The organism is Chloroflexota bacterium (assembly GCA_018825785.1).
GTDB lineage: Bacteria > Chloroflexota > Dehalococcoidia > JACVQG01 > JAHKAY01 > JAHKAY01.
On sequence record JAHKAY010000045.1, the window covers coordinates 1 to 18,327 of the forward strand.

Consider the following 18,327-nt stretch of genomic DNA (forward strand, 5'->3'; position numbering starts at 1 on the left):
AACTCCCTTGAGTTGACTGACATGGCAAGCAGATTGTGGTAGAGTCAGGGCATCTGATTTCTTGGAGGCCAGAATGCGCGGCAAAGTAGAGAGACAGGTGACAATGCTGAGTTCCCTGACGCCTGACGAACTGGTACCTCGAGACCACCCCATCCGACACATCAAGCCCATTGTAGACGAGGCCCTTCCTTACCCTGAGCCAGGCCCAGGAGGAGCAGGCGGGGGCTCTGGCCGCCAGGATAGGGAAGAACCTGGATGCGCTGGGCTTCAACCAGAGGCAGGAGCTCTTGCGGCTTCTGGTCGAGAGGGTATACCACAGGGGCACAGAATTGGAGATATCAACGATCATCCACCTCTCGGCAGACACGCATCAATTGCATCCACTCCCCCGAGAGGGGGCCAGGGGGTGAGGTATAGGCCCCTGGAGGATATGCACTCAATGTACCCTGATTCAGGTGACGGGACACCAGGGGGTTATTCCTCTGTGGGATATACCAGGTCCAGGGCGGCCTCAAAGGCCCTCTTGAACCTCTCCTTCCCATCACTGTCCCAGCCGGAGGCGGGGTCGGGAAGTTCGTGGAGCAGGCCCGAGAGGGCGGGGTGGAGCCTTCCGGGGGAGGAAGGCGCGGGCTCCTTTCTTCTGGGGGCCTTCCTTCTGGCCCGGGGGGCCAGCCGGGGCTTGGCCCTCTGGAGGATAAAAGAGGAAAGGGGCAGGCCGGCCTCGGCGGCGCTGGCCACAAAGAAGCTGAGGCACTTCCGCCCCACATCCCCAGTGGCCCCTGCCTGGGCAAACCTCTCCCCCAGCTCCGCAGGGGTGGCCCGGGAGAGGTCCAGGCCCTTCAGAATAGGGGCGTAGGCCTGCTCCAGGATGGCCCGGAGGAGGACCCTTTTCCTTTCCCTATCGGCCTGGACCAGTTGGACGAGCCTCTCGGTGGGGGCATTGCTCTCCTCTACCAGGGTTAAGAACCTCAGGGCTGTTACCAGCTGGATTCCGGTGCTGCCGGAGAATTTTGTCCCCCAGTAACTGCGGTCAATTCTGGACGGAATCCCGGACTTCAGGCTCTCCAGGAAATTGCGGAAGGTCCGGTAGGAAACATAGGGGGGTAGCCGCTTGCCCTCGTGTCTCAGCATCGCCAGAATTATGCCATACCAAATTCCAAAAGACAATGCCAGAAGGATTTTCGTGGACGAAATTTGTCGTTGGGAATGGTATTTCTGTATTATGATTTCTGTTTGGTCAAATAGGAAGGGGAAAATTAATGAAGAACAGCGCTGAAACGGAATTTAAACAGAACTCTTACTCTGTCCAGGACATTCAGGTGCTGGACGGGCTGGAGGCTGTGAGGCGGCGGCCGGGGATGTATATCGGCAGCACTGACCAACGGGGTCTGCATCACCTGGTGTATGAGGTCGTCTATAACAGCGTGGACGAGGCCATGGCGGGCTTCTGCACTAGGATACGGCTGCGGCTGCTGCCGGATGGGGTGGTGGAGGTGTGGGATAACGGGCGGGGTATACCGGTGGGCGTCCATCCCGCCACGGGCCTCTCGGGGGTGGAGACGGTGATGACCCGCCTCCACGCCGGGGCCAAGTTCGGGGGGAAGGCCTACCGGGTCTCCGGCGGGCTCCACGGCGTGGGGGCCTCGGTGGTGAATGCCCTCTCCTCCTGGCTCCGGGTGGAGGTGAGACGGGAGGGCAAGGTCTATCGCCAGGAATACAAGTGCGGCGACCCCGTTTCCCCCCTGAAGGAGACAGGGGAGGCGGAGGACGTGGGGACCACCGTGGCCTTCTGCCCCGATGGGTCCATCTTTCCCTCCCTGGACTATGACTTCCCGGTCATAGCCGAGAGGATGAGGGAGATGGCCTACCTCAACAGGGGGCTGGAGATAGCCCTGCTAGACGAGAGGACGGAGAGCATCCAGGAGAAGACCTTCTATTTTGAGGGGGGCATTGCCAGCCTGGTAAAATACGACCTGAACCGGAACCGGAGCTCCCTCCACCCCCCCATCCATATCAACGGCGCCATCAACAGCACGGTGGTGGAGGTGGCCATCCAGTATAACGATGGCTACGCGGAAAATGTCCTGAGCTTTGCCAACTGCATCAATACCGCCGACGGCGGGAGCCACCTTACCGGCTTCCGCTCGGCCCTGACCCGGGTCCTCAATGACTGGGCCCGGAAGAGCAAGGTCCTCAAGGAGGAGGATGCCAACCTCCAGGGGGAGGATGTGCGGGAAGGTCTCGCGGCGGTGGTCTCGGTGAAGCTGTCCGAGCCCCAGTTTGAGGGCCAGACGAAGGGGAAGCTGGGTAACCCCGAAATAAAGAGCCAGGTGGAGGCGGTGGTGGGGGAGAAGCTGGAACGCTACCTGGAGGAGCACCCCCAGGAGGCCAAGGTCATCCTGGAGAAATGCTTCATCGCCGCCCGGGCCCGGGAGGCGGCAAAGAAGGCCCGGGAGCTGGTCATGCGCAAGGGGGCCCTGGAGCTGGGCACTCTCCCCGGCAAGCTGGCCGACTGCTCGGAGAAGGACCCAGCCCTCTGCGAGCTCTTCCTGGTGGAGGGGGAATCGGCGGGGGGCTCGGCCAAGCAGGGCCGGGACCGCCGCTTCCAGGCCATCCTCCCTCTCAAGGGCAAGATAGTCAATATAGAAAAGGCCATCCAGCCCGACAGGAAGCCCACCTGGCATGAGATACTGCAGAAGGTCCTGGAGCACGAGGAGCTGAGGGCGCTGGCCCTCTCCCTGGGGGTGCTGAACGGAGAGGACCTGGAGCTGGCCCGCCTGCGCTACCACCGCGTCATCATCATGACCGATGCCGATGTGGACGGCTCCCATATCCGCACCCTCCTCCTCACCTTCTTCTACCGCTTCCTCCTGGAGCTCATCACCCGGGGCCATCTCTACATCGCCCAGCCCCCCCTCTACCGCATCCAGTCCGGGAAGGAAGTCTCCTGGGTCTATAGCGAAGGGGAAAAGGAGAGCTGCTTGAAGAAGCTGGGCCACAAGAAGGTGGAGCTCCAGCGCTACAAGGGGCTGGGGGAGATGAGCCCGGAGCAGCTCTGGGGGACCACCATGAACCCGGAAAGCCGCACCATCCTCCAGGTCACGCTAGAGGATGCCAAGAAAGCGGAGCAAATCTTCCAGGACCTGATGGGCGCCGAAGTCCTCCCCCGCAAGCAGTTCATCCAGGCCCACGCCAAAAGCGTCAGGAATTTGGATATTTAGGCCTAGCTTGGCTGTTGGTTCGAATCCAGCCCGGGGACAACGGGTTAGTCGAATCTGATGTAGAGGAGGCTACGGAATGCTACGTCCACCCATACCCATAAGCGGTTGGGACGGGCAACTGCCTCTGAACATAGCGAGGAATGAAGAAATATGGTGGGAAGTCTTTCCTCGCATTAGACCCAGCTTGCCACCTAAGCTTCTTCAGCTTCTGCCTGGTGTGGCTAAACAGTCTCCGTCTCGTGAGATGATAGGCAAAGTTGTCCTGGTAGCTGCCACAAGGGAAAACTTGAGAGCTAAGTTCGGGATTGTAGGAGGTCCGTTACTAAATGACTGGGGTTGTTATTGTACTGAGATGAGAGACATGGGGCGGAGTGTGTATATGGCAGGGACCGCCACCAAGCCTTATCTTAATTTTAGTGTTTCCTTCGGTTTGTTTGCATCGGTATGCCTGAGATTTTATATAAGGGTAGACCGACAACTAAACCTAAGTTCGGTGGAACTGGAAAAGCTTGACCAAAACCTGAAAGGCACACTCAAAGAACTGGGCATCTTGGAAGAGTGCGAAGTAGAGATTTCAAGCTTCCAGCGTGGTTCTTGGGAAAACGGTTTGGACATCACTTTCAAGGCAGCCGTATGGCTCAGCTCAAATCGTGAAGAAGCTCTTGCCAGCATTTGGGGAATTCAGCCTTAAGAGGAAGCAATGGGGCTAGTTGGAATCATTTTGATTTTACTTAGCTTGATGATGGCCTTCTCAGGGTATCGAGCGAAATACCGGCTTGATCACATTGACGAGTTTCATTCACGAGGTATCGAGGTCATAGAATACAACTACCACATCTTATTCCGCTATACGTGGTGGATTGGCGCAATCGCTGGGATTATTCTGCTCATAGTAGGACTGGCTTGATAGTGTTTAGACAAAGCCGTGTGCCAATTTCGCTGCGCGTTAATGCGAATCTCACGTCCCATCTTACCATTATGCTTGGAAAGCCTTTGAAATCACATCAGACTAGCGCCGTTTGGACATGGCTGTTACGCTCAGGGATGCTAGCAGGCAACTCTTGACCTTATCCCGCACCGGCACGCTCGGCGCCGTTAGGCCGGGGGGTGGTTTAGCTTACAGTCTCTTGTAAGTAGACTCTTTGCGCCGGGCTACCCTTGCGATGGTGACCAGTTGGGCTTCATCGTCTACGGCATACACGAGCCTGTGCTGCCCCGCCCGAATACGCCATAGACCGCTCTCAGCCAGCTTCTTTACCCTCGGTGGTCTGGGAGTGTTTCCCAGACGGTCGATAGACCGGGCGACTTCTACCTGTGCCTCTTTGGGGAGAGATAGCATCTGCTTTTGGGCAGCAGGATGAATCTCTACCTCATGGGCCAAGATGTTTCCTCTTGAACGTCTCCCAGTCCAGAGTACCCCTCTTGTCCTTCAACGCCTTCAGCCCTTCCCGAATATCTTCCTCGTCCTCCAGTATCTCCACAGCGGCATCGCGGAGAAGCTTGGCCATGGAAGTCCGCTGCTCAAAAGCCAGACGGCGTAGCCTCTCATGCTGCTCTTCAGTAAGGAAGATTGTGGTCCGTTTTAGCGCCGTTCCCATCGGTTACCACCTCCTGGCGCAAAATAGCATGTAGACATCGCTATGTCAATATGTCATTATAAGCAAACCGATTGGCGAGAGGCAGCCAGCCGGCCTTCAGGAAAGCAGGTTAAGGGACTGCCTCAGCCTCTCCAGGCAGCGTTCTTTGCCCAGGATGGCCATGGTCTGGAAGAGGGGCGGGGCGGCGGTGCGCCCGGTAACGGCTACGCGGATAAGCCCAAAGTAGGGCCCCGTCCCCAGCCCCAGCTTCTCGGCCAGGGGCCGCAACTGCTTTTCCAGCCCTTCGGCGCTGAACTCGGAGGCTGCCAGGCTTTCCAGGGTGAGCTCCAGGGCCTCCCGGGCCTTCTCCGGGGAGAGCTTGCTGGTGAGTAGGGCGGGGTCGTACTCCAGGTGGGGGAGGAGGAAGAAGTCGGCCAGATAGACGGCCCCATCGGGCTGGCCTGAGCCCAGGGTCCGGGCCCTCTCCTGCACCAGGGGGGCCAGGCGGGCCAGATATTCCTGGGACAAGGGGCGGGGAACAGAATCAGGCAGGCCCCTCTCCAGGAAGGGTAGAATCCGCTGGGCAAACTCCTCGGGGGAAAGTTTGCGGATATAGACCCCATTCATCCAGTCCAGCTTCTCCCGGTTGAAGATGGCGGGGTTGAGGCCCACCCTGTCCAGGCTGAAGTCCTTCACCAGCTCCTCCTGGGAGAAGAGCTCGGCGGTCTCGTCCAGGGACCAGCCCAGGAGGGCCAGGAAGTTGACCATGGCCTCGGGGAGGTAGCCCTGCTCCCGGAAGTCGCCTATAGCGGTGGCCCCGTGGCGCTTGGAGAGCTTGGAGCGGTCGGGGCCCAGAATCATGGGGAGGTGGGCAAAGAGGGGCGGGGTCTTCCCCAGGGCCTGGTAGAGGAGGAGGTGGCGGGGGGTGGAGGAGAGCCATTCATCGGCCCGCAGGACATGGGTTATCCCCATCAGATGGTCGTCCGCCACATTGGCCAGGTGGTAGGTGGGGTAGCCGTCGGACTTGAGGAGCACGAAGTCGTCCAGGGTCTGGTTTTGGAAGACCACCTCACCCCGGAGCAGGTCATTGAAGCGGGTCTCCCCGCTCAACGGGGTGCGGAAGCGGACGACGGCCCCTTCCTGGGGGCCCAGGCCCAGCTCCCGGCAGTGGCGGTCATAGCCGGGTGGGAGCTTCTTACTCATCTGCTCCCGGCGCATGGCCTCCAGGCGCTGGGAGGAGCAGGAGCAGTAGTAGGCATTGCCCTGGTCCACCAGGCGGCGGGCGAGGTCCTGGTATATCTGCCGGCGCTCTGACTGGATATAGGGGGCATGGGGCCCCCCCACCTCCGGCCCCTCGTCCCAGTCCAGCCCCAGCCAGCGCAGGCCCTCCAGGAGGGCCTCCTGGGCACCGGGGACCATCCTCTCCACATCGGTGTCCTCAATGCGGAGGATGAATGTCCCCCCGTGGTGGCGGGCGAAGAGCCAGTTGAAAAGGGCGGTGCGGATATTCCCCACATGGGGGAAGCCCGTGGGGCTGGGGGCAAAACGGGCCCGCACCCTCATAGCCGGGCTATTTTAGCAGAGGAGTCTTTCAGGGACAAAGCCTTAAGCCCCCCTTCCAGGTCGGGGGGGAGGGGGGAGGTGAACTCCAGCCATCTCCCCTCCCGGGGGTGGCGGAAACCTAAGTAGCAGGCATGGAGGAACTGGCGGGATAGATAGGGGGATTTTGCCCCGTATAGCCTGTCCCCGACCACCGGATGGCCGAGGTTGGCAAAATGGACCCTTATCTGGTGGGTGCGGCCGGTCTCGGGGGAGACCTCCACCAGGGAGAAGCCTTCCATGGGGCGCAGGACCCGGTAGGAGGTGCGGGCCTCCCTTCCCCCCGGGACCACTGCCATCTTCTTCCGGTTCCCGGGGTTCCGGCCCAGGGGGGCCTCGATTATCCCCTGCTCCGGCATCACCCTCCCCCGGACCAGCACCAGGTATCGCTTCTTCACCCTCCTGGCCTTCAGCTCACGGGAGAGAAAAAGCCGGGCGGGCTCGTGGCGGGCTATCATGATGAGGCCCGAGGTGTCCATGTCCAGCCGGTGGACGATGCCGGGGCGGGGGGAGGCCATGAGGGAGAGCTCAGGGTAGCGGAAGAGGAGGGCGTTTACCAGGGTGCCCGAGGTATGGCCCGGGGCCGGGTGGACGCAAAGCCCCGCCGGCTTGTCCACCACCACCAGGTCCCCGTCCTCATAGACGATTTTCAAGGGGATGGGCTCGGGGAGGAGGGTGGAGGGGGCGGGGGGCGGGACGGTGACCATGACCTCATCCCCCCGCTTGAGGCGGAGGGAGGGGCGGGCCTCCCTTTCCTGAGTTTCCACATAGCCCCCGGAGACCAGCCTCTGGACCTGGGAGCGGGAGAGGCCTGTCCTCCGGGCCAGGAACCGGTCCAGCCTTTCCCCCTCCTCTTCTGCCTCCGCCTGGTATATGGTGCTCAAGCCTTTCCCCGGAGGACGAGGTATAGGACTATGACCGAGCCCACCACCACCGCCGAATCGGCCACGTTGAAGATGGGCCAGACGCGGACATCCAGAAAGTCGGTGACATAGCCCATCCGCAGGCGGTCCACCAGGTTACCTATCCCCCCTCCCAGGACCAGCCCCAGGCTGGCCCGCAGGGCCAGAGAAGGAAGGCGCCGGTAGAATAGGAGCACGAAGAGAAGGACGGCTGAGTTGAGAAGGACAAGGAATATGGGGTTGGCGGTGACCCCGAAGACTGCCCCGGCATTTTGGATATGGGTCAGGCGGAGTGGGGCATCGGGAGGGAGGGACTCGCCCAGGGCCAGGTTCTGCCTCACCCAGGCCTTGCTGAGCTGGTCTGCTATCAGGACCCCGATGGCCGGCAGGAAAAAGGCCAGCTCCCTTGAACCGCGCATCAGAGAGAGTATAGACCTTTGTCGCTCCCTACGCTAGAGAGCGCGAAGGGCAAGGGGGCTCCTTCTTTCGGGCCTACTCAACCACCCTGAAGTATTCGGTTGCGGTGGCCCGCCCGCCGTCCTTCTCTGCCGTGACTACTATTCTGTAGCTACCCCCCGCTGTGTTGGCACCCACTGTCCAGTTCCATTTGACATTTCCTTCAGCATCGGCGGGCTTGGGACCAAGCCCTTGTGCCGTGCTCGGGCCTGTCTGATAGTAGACCGCGATGTTGCAGTCAGCCCCGGGGGCTGTCCTGGCCTCCAGGGTGGCTTGGCCTCCCCGGGCCACCGGGGAGGTTACGGAGACTATCACCAGAGAAGGGGTCAACGGGGTAGGGGTAAGTGCTGAGGTAGAGGCAGGAGTTGGAGTGGCGGTAGGCGTTGGAGTGGATGACGGTGTCAATGTAGGCGTAGGTGTAGCCGTCGGTGCAGGCGTAGCTGTCGGCGTGGCGGTGGAAGTGGGAGTCCGGGTAGGTGTGGGGGTCGGGGTTTTGGCCCCACCGCCACAGGCAGCCGCCACCAGCAACCCGCTGGCGAGCACCCCAGCGATAAGCCACATCCGCGACATGGGCACCTCCTTATATGGTTTCGCTAGCCTATCTCCTCTCTCCCCACCACTTCCTGAGGCGCTCGGCGAGCTCTTTCTCCCAGCCCTGGTCCGAGGGCCGGTAGTAGCGCTTGCCCTTGAGGGAAGGGGGAAGGTAGTCCTGGAGGACGAAGTGGCCGGGGAAGTCGTGGGCGTATTTGTATCCCTTGCCGTAGCCCATGTCCCGCATCAGCCCGGTGACGGGGTTGCGGATGGGCAGGGGGACGGGCTCGTTCTTTGTCTTCTTCACATCCTCTTGCACTTCGGAATAGGCTGCGTAGAGGGCGTTGGACTTGGGGGCCGTAGCCAGGTAGACGGTGGCTTCGGCCAGGGCCAGGCACCCCTCGGGCATGCCCACGAAGTGGACCGCCTGCTGGGCAGCCATGGACACCACCAGGGCCTGGGGGTCGGCCAGGCCCACATCCTCGCTGGCGAAGCGGATGAGGCGGCGGGCGATGTAGAGGGGGTCCTCCCCCGCCTCCAGCATCCTCCCCAGCCAGTAGAGGGCGGCATCGGGGTCGGAGCCCCGGAGGGCCTTGTGGAGGGCGGAGATGTGGTCGTAATGCTGGTCCCCCTCCCGGTCGTAGAGGAGTGCCCGCTGCTGGAGGGCATCCTCAACGGTGGCCAGGGTAATGAGGCGCTTCCCGTCCTGCTGGGGGGAGGCAAAGGCGGCCATCTCCAGGCCGTTGAGGGCCACCCGGGCATCCCCTCCGGCCATGAGGGCCAGGTGCCCCAGGGCCTTTTCCTCTATCTCCACCCCCATCCCCCCCAGGCCCCGCTCCTTGTCTTTCAGGGCCCTCTCCACCAGGGCCTTTACCTGTTCTTCTGTGAGGGGGTGGAGGGCGAAGATACGGGCGCGGGAGAGGAGTGGGGAGATGACCTCAAAGGAGGGGTTTTCGGTAGTGGCCCCGATGAAGGTAACGGTGCCGTCCTCCACATGGGGCAGGATGGCATCCTGCTGGGCCTTGTTGAAACGGTGGAGCTCGTCCACGAAGAGGATGGTCCTCTGGCCGGAGAGGCCCCGGCGCTCCCTGGCCTCATCCACCACCCGCCTCAAATCGGCCACCCCGGCGGAAACCGCGCTCATGGGGGAGAAGTGGGCCCTGGTCATCTTGGAGACGACAAACGCCAGGGTGGTCTTCCCCGAGCCCGGAGGGCCCCAGAAGATAAGGGAGGGGAGCTGGTCGGCCTCGATGCTCTTTCTCAGGACCCTTCCCTCCCCGATGATGTGCTCCTGGCCCACCATCTCGGAGAAGTCCCGGGGGCGCATCCGGGCGGCCAGGGGGGCCTCCTGCTTCAGGACCTCCTCCCGGGCGTGCTCAAAGAGGTCCTTCACCTCTCCCCCGCCCCCACCGCCTTTGCCCACGGCAAAAGCATATCAAGGCTGGGTAGGCCTGTCAAAAGCGGGGTTGTCTATTGATGTCATTCTGAGGAGTCCCGATGAATTGGGACGACGAAGAATCTCCCAGATTCTTCGCTTCGCTCAGAATGACAAAAGGGGGTTCCCAGAGACCTATATACGGCCGATTGACCGGGCTATCCCTGGTTGTTAGACTTGGCCGGATGATAATAATCGGGCTTACAGGGGGTTTTGGCTCGGGGAAGAGCACGGTGGCGGGGATGCTCCGGGAGCTGGGCGCACGGGTCATAGACGCCGATAAGGTGGCCCACCAGCTCTACCAGCCGGGGACCCCTGCCTTTGACGAGGTGGTCCGGGCCTTCGGCAGGGAAATCGTGGGCGAAAACGGGGAGATAGATAGAAGGAAGCTTGGCCAGAAGGTCTTCGGCAACCCCCAGGCCCTAAGGAGGCTCAACGCCATCCTGCACCCCCGGATATCCGACCGGGTCATAGAAATCCTGGAGGTGTGGCGGGGGGAGGGGGTGAAGGTGGCGGTGGTGGAGGCGGCGCTGCTCATTGAGGCCGGCTGGGGCCCCCTGGTGGACCGGGTCTGGGTTACTGTGGCGTCGGAGGCCAGGGTGAAGGAGAGGCTCCGGGCCAGCAAAGACCTCACTGATGAGGAAATAGAGGCCCGCCTTGCCTCTCAGATGCCGGTGGAGGATAAGGCGAAGCGGGCCGACGTGGTGATAAGCACCGATGGCTCCCTGGACCAGGTGAGGGAAGAAGTAGAAAGGCAGTGGCGGAGGCTGGCCTAATATAGCATCTTGACAAGGTGTTTGTCAGGATGCCTGACAAACACTTGACAGAAGCCTTGACAGGCTTTACAATATGGCCGATATGGGGAAGGACTATTATGCCATTCTGGGGGTAGGGAGGGGGGCCACGGAGAAGGAGATAAAGCAGGCCTTCCGGCGGCTGGCCCGCCGCTACCATCCCGATGTGAACCCGGGGAAGAAGGAGGCCGAGGCCCGCTTCAAGGAGGTCAACGAGGCCCATGAGGTCCTCTCCGACCCCGAAAAGAGGCAGAAGTATGACCAGTTCGGGGAGGGGTGGAAGCAGGCCGGGGCCTTCTCTCAGGGCTCTCAGGGGCCCTTTGCGGGGGCAACTGTATTCGGCCCGGAAGGCTCCTCTGATACGGGGGAAATCATTTTTGAGAGGCTTTTCCAGGACCTGGGCATAGGCCGGAGGCGGACCCGGAGGGGCCAGGACATTGACTACCCGGTGGAGGTCTCCCTGGAGGAGGCCTTCCACGGCACCACCCGTATTATCGCATCCCCCCAGGGCCGGCGGCTGGAGGTGAAGATATCCCCCGGCGTGGACAACGGCTCCCGGGTGAGGGTGGCGGGCGAGGGCGTGCTGGGGGACCGACCGGCGGACCTCTATCTGCTCATCTCCGTCCGGCCCCATGATGTCTTCGAGCGGAAAGGGGTGGACCTTTATATCGAGGTGCCCATACCCTTGATGGTGGCGGTGCTGGGGGGGGAGGTCCAGGTGCCCACCCTCAAGCGGAAGAAGGTGGCCCTGAAGGTGCCGGCGGAGACCCAGAACGGGGTGGTCTTCCGCCTGGCGGGCCAGGGTATGCCCCACCTGGGGGACGGGGCCCGTGGGGACCTGCTGGCCAGGGTGAAGGTGGTCCTCCCCATCCGCCTTACCGCGAAGGAAAAAGAACTCTTTGAAAAGCTCCGCTCCTTGAGAGGGGAGGGATGAGATATGCCAAATGAGAGGTCCGAACCCTTATATGTCATCAGCATCGCCGCCCGGATGGTGGGCGTTCATGCCCAGACCCTGAGGTATTATGAGCGGGCCGGCCTTATCGCCCCCGCCCGCTCTCAGGGGAGGTTACGTCTATATTCTCAATGGGACATTGAACGCTTGAAGCTGATGAAGAGCCTCATGGAGGACCTTGGGGTCAACCTGGCCGGGGTGGAGGTCATCATCCGGCTTACCGAGCACATTGCCCGGATGGAGGGCAGGCTCAAGGCCCTGGAACAGGAGCTACAGCGCCTCCAGGGCGGGGAAGGAGAAATATGAGACAGGAGAGATTTACCGAGCAGGCCCAGGAGGCCCTGGCCCTCTCCCAGGAGCTGGCCAGGCGCTACCGCCACAGCCAGTGGGATGTAGAGCACGTCCTCCTGGCCCTCCTCTCCCAGGAGGGTGGCCTCACCCCTCAGATTCTGCAGGGGATAGGGGCGGACCCGGAGGGGGTGAGGCAGAGGCTGGAGCTTGTTCTGGAAAGTGCCCCCAAGCTCACATATGAGGGGCCCCAGCTCTATGCTACCCCCAGGGTCCAGGCCCTGTTCCAGAACGCAACCGCCGAGGCCGACCGGCTCAAGGACGAGTATGTCGGGGTGGAGCACCTCCTTATCGCCATCGCCGCTGATAGGGATGGCCCTTCCTACCAGGTCCTGCGGGAGGGGGGTATTGACCAGGAGAAGCTCTACTCGGCTGTGGCGAAGGTCCGGGGAGGGGCCCGGGCCACCGATGCCAGGGCGGAGAGCAAATACCGGGCCCTGGAAAAATACGGCCGGGACCTCACCGAGCTGGCCCGCCAGGGGAAGCTGGACCCGGTCATCGGCCGGGAGGATGAGATAAAGCGGGTCATCCAGACCCTCTCCCGCCGCACCAAGAACAACCCTGTCGTCATCGGTGAGGCGGGGGTGGGCAAGACCGCCATCGCCGAGGGGCTGGCCCAGAAGATTGCGGCCGGGGATGTCCCCGACTCCCTCAAGGGAAAGAGGATGGTCTTCCTGGATATGGGGTCCCTGGTGGCCGGCTCCAAGTTCCGGGGGGAGTTTGAGGAGAGGCTGAAAGCGGTTATGGACGAGGTCCGCCGCTCCCAGGGGGAGGTTATCCTGTTCATTGACGAGTTCCATACCGTGGTGGGGGCGGGGGCGGCGGAGGGGGCCATTGACGCCTCAAACATGCTCAAGCCCTCCCTGGCCAAGGGGGAAATCCAGGTGGTGGGGGCCACCACCCTGGACGAATACCGCCAGCACATTGAGAAGGACGCCGCCCTGGAAAGGCGACTTCAGCCTGTCTATCTGGCTGAGCCTACCGTGGACCAGACCATTGCCATGCTGCACGGCCTCCGCCCTAAGTATGAGGCCCACCACAAGGTGCAGATAACCGATGCCGCCCTGGAGGCCGCCGCCCGCCTCTCCCACCGCTATATCGCCGACCGCTTCCTCCCCGATAAGGCGGTGGACCTGATTGACGAGGCCGCCTCCAAGATAAGGATTGAGGCCCAGAGCTCACCGGACCACGTCAAGGTCCTGGAGCAGAAGCTCCAGGGCCTCCAGAACGAGGAGGAGGCCCTGGCCACCCGGGGGGAGTATGAGCAGGCGGCCACCGTCCGCACCGAGAGGCTGAAAATGGAACAGGAATACAAGAAGGAGAAGGAAAAGGGCGGTGGGGAGAAGAAGAGGGAGCTGGTAGTAACCGAGGAGGACATCGCCGAGCTCGTCTCCAAGTGGACGGGCATCCCCGTCTCACGGATGCTGGAGGGTGAGGCGAAGAAGCTCCTTCACATGGAGGAGCGCCTCCACCAGAGGGTCATCGGCCAGGATGAGGCGGTGAGGGTGGTCTCCGAGGCCATCCGCCGCTCCCGGGCGGGCCTCCAGGACCCCAAGCGGCCCATCGGCAGCTTCATCTTCCTGGGGCCCACGGGGGTGGGGAAGACGGAGCTGGGCCGGGCCCTGGCGGAATACCTCTTTGACAACGAAGAGGCCATGGTCCGCCTGGACATGTCGGAGTATATGGAGAAGCACACCGTCTCGCGGCTCATCGGCTCCCCCCCGGGCTATGTGGGCTATGATGAAGGGGGCCAGCTCACCGAGGCGGTGAGGCGCCGCCCCTACCAGGTTATACTCTTTGACGAGGTGGAGAAGGCCCACCCCGATGTCTTCAGTATCCTCCTTCAGATTCTGGACGACGGACGGCTCACCGACGGCCACGGCCGGACGGTGAACTTCAGGAACACCGTAATCATCATGACATCCAACCTGGGGACCCAGGAGTGGCAGCGGCCCGGCTTCGGCTTCATCAGGGAAGAGAAGGGGGACCAGGAGCGCATCAAGGATGCGGTGCAGAAGGCCCTGAAACAGGCCTTCCGCCCCGAGTTCCTCAACCGGATAGATGACATAATCATCTTCCACCCCCTGACCCAGGAGCAGCTGAGCCGGATTGTGGACCTCCAGATAGCTCTGGTGCAGAGACAGCTTGCCGAGCGGAAGGTAAAGGTGGAGCTTACTGAAGCGGCCAAGGCCCACCTGGTGAAGGTTGGCTTTGACCCCGTCTTTGGCGCCCGGCCATTGAAGCGGGCCATCCAGCGGGAGGTGGCCAACCCCCTCTCCAGCAAAATCCTGGCCGGGGAGTTTGGCGAGGGCGATAGCGTCCTGGTGGATGAAAAGGACGGGGCTTTAACCTTCAGCAAGGCCCCCGTCCCCGCCGGGGCCTGAGGCCCCTCACTCCCCAGGAGCATAAGCTTTGGTCGGGGGACACCCCCAGGCCCCGTCAGAGGGGGTTATCCCCCTCTGAACTCCCCCGGCGACTTAGGCCGCACCCCTGTGTCTTGACTTGGCGGGGGGGTGGGTGATAGCATTAGAAGGGCTTTCGGGCGGTGTGCGCCCGGCTTCAATATTGCCGCAGGAAGTCCCCGGTTCTGACTTTTTCGGCATGGGCCGTTACACTGGATAATAGGGTCTAAGGAGGAATCTTAATGAAGGCGGTTATCTTCTTTCGCCTTCTCATAGCGGCGGTCCTTGGTCTTGTGGGGTGGAGGGTGGGGGCGGCGGCGGCGGGTGGGCTCTGGTTCCTGCCCCTGGCTGTCGGCGGGGCCGTGGTGGGAGCCCTGGTGGCTCCCTACATCACCACCCAGCCCCTATCCTGGGGGGTCAAGAAAATAAGCCAGGTCCCTACCCCTACCCTGCTGGCGGGGGTGATTGGCCTGCTCATTGCCCTTCTGGCTTCCGCACTCCTCACCCTGCCGCTGTCCCTTTTCCCCGGCGCCTGGGGCCGGGTGCTGCCCCTGGTGATGGCCCTTGTCCTTACCTACCTAATCGTGTCCCTGATGACGAGCCGGGCCCGGGACTTCTTCCGTTTCCTGGGCCTTACCCACGAGGCCTCCAAGGAGGGCGTCCCCCTGCTGGTAGATACCAGTGCCTTGATTGATGGCCGCATCGCCGATGTCAGCGGCACCGGTTTCGTCATGGGCCAGCTTCTCATCCCCAGCTTTGTCCTGGCGGAGCTCCAGCACATCGCCGATTCCCCCGACCCCCAGAGGCGCCGGCGGGGCCGGCGGGGCCTGGAGATGCTCCATCACATCCGGGATGACTCTGAGGTCCCCCTCCAGATTGTAGAGGTGGACATTGAGGGGGACGGGGTGGATGACAAGCTGGTGAGGCTGGCCAAGAGCTGGAGTTGCCCCATCGTTACCACCGACTTCAACCTCAACCGGGTGGCAGAGCTCCAGGGGGTGAGGGTCCTCAATCTCAATGACCTGGCCACCGCGGTGAGGCCGGTGGTCCTGCCCGGGGAGGAAATGGAGATGAGGATTATCCAGGAGGGTAAAGAGCTGGGGCAGGGGGTGGGCTTCCTGGATGACGGCACCATGGTGGTGGTGGAGGGGGGAAAGAGGTTCCTCAATAGCAAGGTGGAGATCATCATCACCCGGGTCCTCCAGACGGCCATGGGGCGGATGATATTTGCCCAGATGAAGAACCATGAGCGGGTGGAGAAAGGGCAGTGAGCGGGTGGTGGCCATCGTCCCCGCGGCGGGGCAGGGCTCCCGCCTGGGGGGGATGGACAAGGTCTTTTCCCCTCTGGCCGGCCGTCCCCTGCTAGCCTATTGCCTTGAGGCCCTCCAGGGCTCCCCCCTTGTTGACGAGGTGGTCCTGGTCCTCCGGGACCCGGAAAAGGGGTGGAGACTGGCGGAGGCGGGGGGCTTCTCCAAGGTGAAAAGCATCTGCCCGGGCGGCCCCCGCCGGCAGGACTCGGTAAGAGAGGGGCTAAAACATGTGGCCCGCTGCGATTTTGTCCTTATCCACGATGGGGCCCGCCCCTTCCTTACCGGGAAGCTGATAAGGGAGGGAATTGAGGCGGCCCGGCAGACGGGGGCGGCGGTGGCGGCGGTGCCGGTGACGGAGACCGTCAAGATGGCGGGGCAGGACGGTCTTGTGGAGGCCACCCCACCCCGTGCCTCCCTCTTCACCGTCCAGACCCCCCAGGTCTTCCGCTTTGACGTCCTCCACAAAGCCTACGAAAACAGCGCCGGGGATGTTACCGATGATGCCTCCCTGGTGGAAGGGCTGGGCATCAAGGTCCGCCTCTACCCCGGCTCCTATGATAATATCAAGATGACTAACCCCGAGGACCTGGCCCTGGCTGAGGTCCTCATCAAGAGGAGGCAGGCATCGGTTTCAGAGTAGGGACGGGCTATGATGTCCACCGCCTGGTGCCGGGGCGAAAGCTCATCCTGGGAGGGGTGGAGATACCCTTTGAGAGGGGCCTCCTGGGCCACAGCGACGGGGACGTCCTCCTCCACGCTGTAGCCGATTCCCTCCTGGGGGCGGCGGGGAAGGGGGACATCGGCCAGCACTTTCCCAGCTCCGACCCCCAGTACAGGGGCATCTCCAGCCTGAGGCTCCTGGAAAGGGTGGGCGGGCTACTGGAGAAGGACGGTTTTGGGGTGGTGAACATTGATGCCACCGTCCTGGCGGAGGGGCCCCCGCTTTCTCCCTATTTTGAGGCCATGAAGAAGAAGATAGCCTCTGCCCTGGGGCTGGATGCCAGGAATATCGGCATCAAGGCTACGACCCAGGAGGGGCTGGGGGCGGTGGGGAGGGGCGAGGGGATGGCCGCCATTGCTGTGGCCCTGGTCAAAGATGAAGCTCTATAACACGCTCTCCGGCCAGAAGGAGGAGTTCCGGCCCCAGGGGGAGCCGGTCCGCATCTATGTCTGCGGGGTGACCCCCTATGATGAGTGCCATGTGGGCCATGCCATGTCCTACATCTTCTTTGACGTCCTCCGCCGCTATCTTGAGTTCCGGGGCTACAAGCTCCGCTATGTCCAGAACTTCACCGATATAGACGACAAGATAATCAACCGGGCCAACCAGCGAGGTGTCACCGCCAGGGAGCTGGCGGACAAGTACATCGCCCGCTATTTTGAGGACATGGACGCCCTGAACATCAGGAGGGCCGATGTCTATCCATACGCCACCCGGGAGATACCCGAGATTCTCCGGCTCATTGGGGGCCTGGTGGAGAAGGGCCATGCCTATGCCTCGGGGGGCGATGTCTATTTCCGGGTGAGGAGCTTCGTCAGCTATGGCCGGCTATCCAACCGCACCCTGGAGGGGATGCTGGCGGGGGCCAGGGTGGAGCCGGGGGAGGGGAAGGAGTTCCCCCTGGACTTCGCCCTGTGGAAGGGGGCCAAGCCCGGGGAGCCTTCCTGGCCCAGCCCCTGGGGGCAGGGGAGGCCCGGGTGGCATATTGAGTGCTCCGCCATGTCCCTGAAATACCTGGGGGAGACCCTGGACATCCACGGCGGGGGCCAGGACCTCATCTTCCCCCACCACGAGAACGAGATTGCCCAGTCGGAGGCTTTTACCGGCAAGCCCTTTGTCCGCCACTTCATCCACAATGCCCTGCTCCAGCTGGGCCGGGAGAAGATGTCCAAGTCCCTGGGGAACCTGGTGCCGGTGCGGGAGGCCCTGGCCCGGTGGGGGGCCGACGCCCTGAGGCTCTTCGTCCTCTCCTCCCACTACCGCAGCCCCCTGGCCTTCTCCGAGGAGGCCTTAGAGGGCGCGCAGCGCGCCGCCGAGCGGTTGCGCATAGCCTATCGCCGGCGGGGTGGGGGCGAGGAGACCCCCTGCGACTGGGCCGCCTTCCGGGCGAAGTTCGTGGAAGCCATGGATGACGATTTCAACACACCTCAGGGCGCGGCGGTCCTCTTTGACCTGGCGCGGGCCATTCACCAAGAGGCTGATGCAGGCTGGTCTGTCCAGGCGGGCCAGGCCATGCTAGTGGAGCTGGCCGCCGTCCTGGGCCTGAGCCTGGAGGAGGAGCGGCCAGAGTTGGACGGGGTGATGTTGGAGAAGGTATACTCCGGCACTGCTGAAGAACTGGCGCGGGTTGGCCACACTCAAATTTGGGCCAGGGTGAAGACGCAGACGGAGGCACCAGAGGCCAGGGTTGATAGTCTCATCAAGGCTCGCGAGGAACTCAGAAAGGCAAAGGAATGGTCTCTTGCCGACCGCATCAGGAAGCGTCTGGCCGAGATGGGGATAGCCCTGGAGGACACCACCCAGGGCACCCTCTGGCGTTACAGGAAATAGGGCAAGCCGGGCAACCCCTAATCTAGAAGGCGCGGACGCTGAGGATGGCGAGGAGGATGAAGATGACGACCAGGGCGATGGTGAAGCGGAAGAGGGTGCGCTCAATGCCCCGGCGGGTCCGGTAGACGCTGTCCGGCTGGCCGAAGATGCCCCCCAGCCCCCCTCCCCTCGACTGGAGGAGGATGGTCAGGACAAGGGCCACGGAGACTATTATCATGGCAATATTGAGATAAGTAATCATCGGCTGAA

Annotated in this window: 19 protein-coding genes; 10 read left to right on the forward strand and 9 right to left on the reverse strand. The window is 62.5% G+C overall.

All coding sequences use genetic code 11. The features are described from left to right. Positions 1-474 precede the first annotated feature (474 nt). Entirely contained in the window at positions 475-1,131 is a 657-nt protein-coding gene (locus KJ624_06455; GenBank protein MBU2009456.1) for a DUF5343 domain-containing protein, read from the reverse strand. 128 nt (positions 1,132-1,259) lie between these two features. Here KJ624_06455 and gyrB point away from each other — a divergent pair, with 128 nt between their 5' ends. Together gyrB and KJ624_06465 are read left to right on the forward strand one after the other, a co-directional pair. After that, complete coding sequence (gene gyrB / locus KJ624_06460; protein MBU2009457.1) at positions 1,260-3,221, forward strand: DNA topoisomerase (ATP-hydrolyzing) subunit B; 1,962 nt, start codon at positions 1,260-1,262, stop codon at positions 3,219-3,221. Between the two features lie 493 nt (positions 3,222-3,714). Further along, the gene (locus KJ624_06465) at positions 3,715-3,912 is read left to right on the forward strand and encodes a hypothetical protein (protein ID MBU2009458.1); all 198 of its coding nucleotides are present in this window, start codon (positions 3,715-3,717) and stop codon (positions 3,910-3,912) included. A 426-nt stretch (positions 3,913-4,338) separates the two neighbouring features. Here the strand turns inward: KJ624_06465 and KJ624_06470 are convergent, their stop codons facing one another. From KJ624_06470 to KJ624_06500, 7 genes are all read right to left on the reverse strand, one after another. Next, positions 4,339-4,602 (reverse strand): type II toxin-antitoxin system RelE/ParE family toxin, encoded by a 264-nt coding sequence (locus KJ624_06470; GenBank protein MBU2009459.1) that lies wholly within the window; start codon positions 4,600-4,602, stop codon positions 4,339-4,341. Further along, the gene (locus KJ624_06475) at positions 4,592-4,819 is read right to left on the reverse strand and encodes a hypothetical protein (protein MBU2009460.1); all 228 of its coding nucleotides are present in this window, start codon (positions 4,817-4,819) and stop codon (positions 4,592-4,594) included. The genes KJ624_06470 and KJ624_06475 overlap by 11 nt, the downstream gene beginning before the upstream one ends. Positions 4,820-4,915: 96 nt before the next feature. After that, complete coding sequence (locus KJ624_06480) at positions 4,916-6,361, reverse strand: glutamate--tRNA ligase (GenBank protein MBU2009461.1); 1,446 nt, start codon at positions 6,359-6,361, stop codon at positions 4,916-4,918. After that, positions 6,358-7,272, reverse strand: a complete 915-nt coding sequence (locus tag KJ624_06485) for an RluA family pseudouridine synthase (protein MBU2009462.1) — start codon at positions 7,270-7,272, stop codon at positions 6,358-6,360. The genes KJ624_06480 and KJ624_06485 overlap by 4 nt, the downstream gene beginning before the upstream one ends. Before the next feature lie 5 nt (positions 7,273-7,277). After that, entirely contained in the window at positions 7,278-7,718 is a 441-nt protein-coding gene (lspA, locus tag KJ624_06490; GenBank protein ID MBU2009463.1) for a signal peptidase II, read from the reverse strand. Positions 7,719-7,993: 275 nt separating this feature from the next. Continuing rightward, the gene (locus KJ624_06495) at positions 7,994-8,314 is read right to left on the reverse strand and encodes a hypothetical protein (protein ID MBU2009464.1); all 321 of its coding nucleotides are present in this window, start codon (positions 8,312-8,314) and stop codon (positions 7,994-7,996) included. A 39-nt stretch (positions 8,315-8,353) separates the two neighbouring features. Then, positions 8,354-9,613: a replication-associated recombination protein A gene (locus KJ624_06500; protein MBU2009465.1), complete on the reverse strand. Its 1,260-nt coding sequence runs from the start codon at positions 9,611-9,613 to the stop codon at positions 8,354-8,356. Between the two features lie 293 nt (positions 9,614-9,906). Here KJ624_06500 and coaE point away from each other — a divergent pair, with 293 nt between their 5' ends. The 8 genes from coaE to cysS all read left to right on the forward strand — a co-directional run bounded on the left by coaE (position 9,907) and on the right by cysS (position 18,078). Next, positions 9,907-10,497, forward strand: coding sequence for a dephospho-CoA kinase (gene coaE / locus KJ624_06505; protein ID MBU2009466.1), 591 nt, complete (start codon positions 9,907-9,909; stop codon positions 10,495-10,497). 73 nt (positions 10,498-10,570) lie between these two features. Further along, on the forward strand, positions 10,571-11,449 hold the full coding sequence (locus KJ624_06510; protein MBU2009467.1) for a DnaJ domain-containing protein: 879 nt from the start codon (positions 10,571-10,573) through the stop codon (positions 11,447-11,449). A gap of 3 nt (positions 11,450-11,452) precedes the next feature. Continuing rightward, a complete protein-coding gene (locus tag KJ624_06515; GenBank protein MBU2009468.1) occupies positions 11,453-11,773 on the forward strand; it encodes a MerR family transcriptional regulator in 321 nt (106 codons plus the stop codon). Then, positions 11,770-14,199, forward strand: coding sequence for an AAA family ATPase (locus KJ624_06520; GenBank protein MBU2009469.1), 2,430 nt, complete (start codon positions 11,770-11,772; stop codon positions 14,197-14,199). Before KJ624_06515 ends, KJ624_06520 begins: the two co-directional genes overlap by 4 nt. Positions 14,200-14,459: 260 nt before the next feature. After that, on the forward strand, positions 14,460-15,488 hold the full coding sequence (locus KJ624_06525; GenBank protein MBU2009470.1) for a PIN domain nuclease: 1,029 nt from the start codon (positions 14,460-14,462) through the stop codon (positions 15,486-15,488). Beyond that, positions 15,463-16,167: a 2-C-methyl-D-erythritol 4-phosphate cytidylyltransferase gene (ispD, locus tag KJ624_06530; GenBank protein MBU2009471.1), complete on the forward strand. Its 705-nt coding sequence runs from the start codon at positions 15,463-15,465 to the stop codon at positions 16,165-16,167. The genes KJ624_06525 and ispD overlap by 26 nt, the downstream gene beginning before the upstream one ends. Beyond that, entirely contained in the window at positions 16,152-16,637 is a 486-nt protein-coding gene (gene ispF / locus KJ624_06535; GenBank protein ID MBU2009472.1) for a 2-C-methyl-D-erythritol 2,4-cyclodiphosphate synthase, read from the forward strand. The genes ispD and ispF overlap by 16 nt, the downstream gene beginning before the upstream one ends. Next, a complete protein-coding gene (cysS, locus tag KJ624_06540) occupies positions 16,624-18,078 on the forward strand; it encodes a cysteine--tRNA ligase (protein ID MBU2009473.1) in 1,455 nt (484 codons plus the stop codon). The genes ispF and cysS overlap by 14 nt, the downstream gene beginning before the upstream one ends. 22 nt (positions 18,079-18,100) lie before the next feature. Here the strand turns inward: cysS and secG are convergent, their stop codons facing one another. Then, on the reverse strand, positions 18,101-18,319 hold the full coding sequence (secG, locus tag KJ624_06545; GenBank protein ID MBU2009474.1) for a preprotein translocase subunit SecG: 219 nt from the start codon (positions 18,317-18,319) through the stop codon (positions 18,101-18,103). Between the last annotated feature and the right edge of the window lie 8 nt (positions 18,320-18,327).